Origin of the sequence: Methylobacterium pseudosasicola (assembly GCF_900114535.1) — a bacterium.
In the GTDB taxonomy this organism is placed as follows: Bacteria; Pseudomonadota; Alphaproteobacteria; order Rhizobiales; family Beijerinckiaceae; genus Methylobacterium; species Methylobacterium pseudosasicola.
In genome coordinates this window covers 1-1,903 of the sequence record NZ_FOTK01000117.1, presented here as the reverse complement: position 1 = coordinate 1,903, position 1,903 = coordinate 1, and the positions used below count along the sequence as shown (strand labels likewise).

Below are 1,903 nucleotides of genomic sequence, written 5' to 3'. Positions count from 1 at the left end.
CCTGGGTCGGCAAACCGCCGGTGGCCGGCACCGCCGAGGCGATCGCCAACGGCCTCGCACCGTCAGCCTGGACGCGCCTGTCGGCGGGCGAGGGCTCGATGTGATTAGGCGTGGAATAAGGGTTCATCCGCACTTTTGGTGCTGGCGGGTGGCTCAGGCGTTGATCAGCGTTGTGGCCCGAGGGCAGCACGATGCCGATCTCCAACCCGTCGATGCCGTCGGTCCCGGACGGTGTTCACGTCGATGATCTGACGCTGGACCCGCACGGACTGCTGATCACCGCTCACACCACCACGGTCGATGCCACCTGTCCGAGTTGCGGACGACCCTCGACGCGGATGCACAGCACCTATCAGCGAACCCTCAAGGACCTGCCGTGGCAGGACCGGGCTGTGACGTGGCGCCTGAAGGTCCGCCGCTTCCGCTGCAGCCACTGCCCAGGGCGGATCTTCGTCGAACGCGTACCGGGGCTGGCTGCGCGCAAGGCGCGTCGCAGCGAACGGTTGGCCGAGGCACAGACCGATATCGGCATGGTGCTGGGCGGTGAGCCCGGTGCCCGTCTGTCGCGACGATTGGCGATGCCGGTCAGCGGCGACACCGTCCTGCGCTTGATTCGTCATCGCGGGATCCATCCGTCTCCACCGCCACGCGTGGTCGGCATCGATGACTGGGCTTGGCGGCGCGGCCGCATCTACGGCACCATCGTCTGCGACCTGGAACGGCGGCGCGTCATCGACCTGCTTCCCGGCCGCTCGTCGGCACCGGTGCGGGATTGGCTCGCTGCCCATCCGAGCGTGACCGTCATCAGCCGCGACCGTTCAGGGCCCTACGCCGAGGCCGCGCGGACGGGTGCACCGGCGGCGACGCAGGTCGCCGATCGCTGGCACCTGTTGGTCAATGCTTCCGAGGCGGTGCGCGGCATCGTCGAGCGGCACCAGTCCGAGATCAGGGACGTGGCGCATCGCCTCGTGCATGCCTCCTCCGATGGCCACGATGCGACGGAGAGCGCGCCGACGTCGGAGGTGCATAACCCGCGGCGCGACCGCTGCGAGACAGCCTTGCGCTTCCACGGCGAAGGGATGCCGACCAAGGAGATCGCCCGCCGTATCGGCGCATCCCGCAACGCCGTGCGCCGTTGGGTCCGAGCTGGCCGCTTCATGCCCTACCGCCGAGCCCCAGGTCCGAGCCGGCTCGACCGTCATCTCCCCTTCGTCGAGACACGTTGGCAGGAGGGCGAGCGCAGCGCGACCGTTCTCCATCGCGAACTGCGCGCCCATGGCTTCACGGGCGGCTACGACATCGTCCGACGCTGGGTTGGGCGACAGCGATCAGGGGCGCCGGTCAGACCGGCGTCCGCTCGGATCCCCTCAACACGGCGCATCACCCGATGGCTGACCGGCGATCCGGCGACGCTGCTGCCGGAGGATCGCGCCTTCACCGACGCACTCTGCGTCGCTGCCCCGAAGCTCAGGCAAGCCGTCGAAAATGTGCGGGCCTTCGCCGATCTCCTGCGCAAAGGAGATCCGGCAGGATTGATGCCTTGGCTTGAGGCCGCAGGCAAGACCGATATCGGCGGCTTAGTCTCCGGGCTCCGGCAGGACGAGGCTGCCGTACGCGCGGCCATCGTTGAGCCCTGGAGCAACGGCCCCGTCGAGGGACAGGTCAACCGCCTCAAACTGATCAAGTGGAGCATGTACGGCCGCGCGAAGTTCGATCTTCTGCGCCAGCGTGTCCTTCATGCCGCCTGAGATCGACCCGTAGAGCGTGGCCGCACGGAGGTCCGCCAGCACCGAAAGTGCGGATGAACCCCAAACGGGACCCCCAGGACAAGTCATCCACACTGCCTTCCGGCTCGAACGGGAGGCTTGCGCGGGATGTTGGTCGTGGAGACGGTCGCAAAGAT

The 1,903-nt window shown here is 68.0% G+C and carries 1 protein-coding gene; it reads left to right on the top strand.

Annotated features, from left to right (window positions below; translation table 11 throughout):
• Positions 1 to 212 precede the first annotated feature (212 nt).
• The gene (locus BM228_RS33420) at positions 213 to 1,748 is read left to right on the top strand and encodes an ISL3 family transposase (RefSeq protein ID WP_092047633.1); all 1,536 of its coding nucleotides are present in this window, start codon (positions 213 to 215) and stop codon (positions 1,746 to 1,748) included.
• The last annotated feature ends 155 nt before the right edge of the window (positions 1,749 to 1,903 follow it).

Bases quoted from the DNA above. Each gene is read 5' to 3' on its own strand.
- BM228_RS33420 (WP_092047633.1), top strand. From the start codon at position 213: ATGCCGTCGGTCCCGGACGGTGTTCACGTCGATGATCTGACGCTGGAC.